General features: G+C 31.4%; 3 protein-coding genes. 2 read left to right on the top strand and 1 reads right to left on the bottom strand.

Features of this window, described 5'->3' with window-relative positions; all coding sequences use genetic code 11:
- Window positions 1–35: 35 nt before the first annotated feature.
- Window positions 36–788: a YebC/PmpR family DNA-binding transcriptional regulator gene (locus tag HG1285_RS02390; RefSeq protein WP_008289144.1), complete on the bottom strand. Its 753-nt coding sequence runs from the start codon at window positions 786–788 to the stop codon at window positions 36–38.
- A 77-nt stretch (window positions 789–865) separates the two neighbouring features.
- Here HG1285_RS02390 and HG1285_RS02395 point away from each other — a divergent pair, with 77 nt between their 5' ends.
- Window positions 866–1,504 (top strand): endonuclease III domain-containing protein, encoded by a 639-nt coding sequence (locus HG1285_RS02395; RefSeq protein WP_008289143.1) that lies wholly within the window; start codon window positions 866–868, stop codon window positions 1,502–1,504.
- On the top strand, window positions 1,491–1,649 hold a 159-nt coding region (locus tag HG1285_RS20565), incomplete at its 3' end, for a 1-acyl-sn-glycerol-3-phosphate acyltransferase (RefSeq protein WP_008289142.1). The genes HG1285_RS02395 and HG1285_RS20565, both read left to right, overlap by 14 nt.

Below are 1,649 nucleotides of genomic sequence, written 5' to 3'. Positions count from 1 at the left end.
TATATTTCCAGGGTCTATTCCAAGTATTCTCATTTTTATGCTAATTTCTCCATTAGCTCATTAGACATATCAAAGTTAGAGTAAACCTTTTGAACATCATCCTGTTCTTCTAAAGCATCAAGAAGTTTCATAAGCTTTTCAGCTGTTTCGCTATCTTTTATTTCAACCGTAGTTGTAGGTATTTTTGTGAGTTCTGCTTTTTCTATACTAACTCCTTCTTTTTCTAAAGCCTCTTTTACAGAGTATAAATCTTCTGGAGCTGTTCTAATTTCATAATAGTTTTCATCATCAGTAATTACGTCTTCTGCACCTGCTTCTATTGCTTTTTCAAAAATTTCTTCTTCTGAAATATTTTCTTTTGGAACAAGAATTACCCCTTTATCTTCAAATAAAAATGAAACACATCCAGATGAACCTAAATTCCCGCCATGTTTTGAAAACAGGTGTCTTATTTCTCCAGTTGTTCTATTTCTGTTGTCTGTAACACATTCTACAATTACTGCAACACCTTCAGGTCCGTATCCTTCATATGTAATCTCTTCATAATTTACGCCTTCTAATTCTCCAGTCCCTCTTTTTATTGCCCTTTCTATATTTTCTGCAGGCATGTTGTGTTCTTTTGCCTTTTCAATTGCTATTCTCAGTCTTGGATTAAATTCTGGGTCTCCTCCACCCTGTCTGGCAGCAATTGTGATTTCTCTTATAAGCTTTGTGAAAATCTGTCCTCTTTTAGCATCCATTTTAGCTTTTTTATGTCTTATGTTGTGCCATTTACTGTGTCCAGCCATAATTTAAACCTCCTTAAATATCTTTCACAGCGGTGAAATTATTTCAATTTTAAAAGTTTGCAATATATTATTTTACTATGTTAATGGACATTTATAATGAGCTTTTAGAAAAATATGGAAAACAAAACTGGTGGCCTTTAACTGGATATTTTGACCCTTTTGAAGAAGTTTGTATAGGTGCAGTTTTAACACAAAATACAAACTGGAATAATGTTGAAAAGGCTCTGCAAAATTTAATAAATGAAGGTATTACATCTTTTGAGAAAATTCAGAAAATTCCTGAAGATAAACTTGCAGTAATTATAAAACCATCAGGATTTTACAACCAAAAAGCAAAAACCCTAAAAAGGCTTGTAAATTTTGTCGTTAATAATGTAAAAGAAAACTTAGACAGAAGGAAACTTATTTCAATAAAGGGAATAGGAAAAGAAACGGCAGATACTATTTTGTTATACGGATTAAACAAACCGGTTTTCATTGTAGATGCCTATACAAAAAGGTTTTTTTACAGACTTGGTATAATTAGAGAAGAAAAAATTGAATATGACCAGCTGAAAAACTTTATAGAGAAAAATTTACCTAAAAATATTGGGATATATAAGGAGTATCACGCGCTGATAGTTGAGCACTGTAAAAATTTATGCAAGAAAAAACCTGAATGTGATAACTGCCATATAAAATATAAATGCTATAATTATTGTTATGAAAACAAATAAACATTACTCTGAGTTTGGTTATAAAATATGGTTTAAAGTAAAGCCAGTTGTGAAAGCTTTACTGAGAATTAAGGTTGAAGGTTTAGAAAACTTCCCTGATAAAAGTGGTTTTATTATAGCTGCTAACCATCGCAGCCATTTAGAC

Source organism: Hydrogenivirga sp. 128-5-R1-1 (assembly GCF_000171895.1).
The sequence above is the reverse complement of the archived record's forward strand: the minus strand, read 5'-3'. Positions and strand labels throughout refer to the sequence as shown.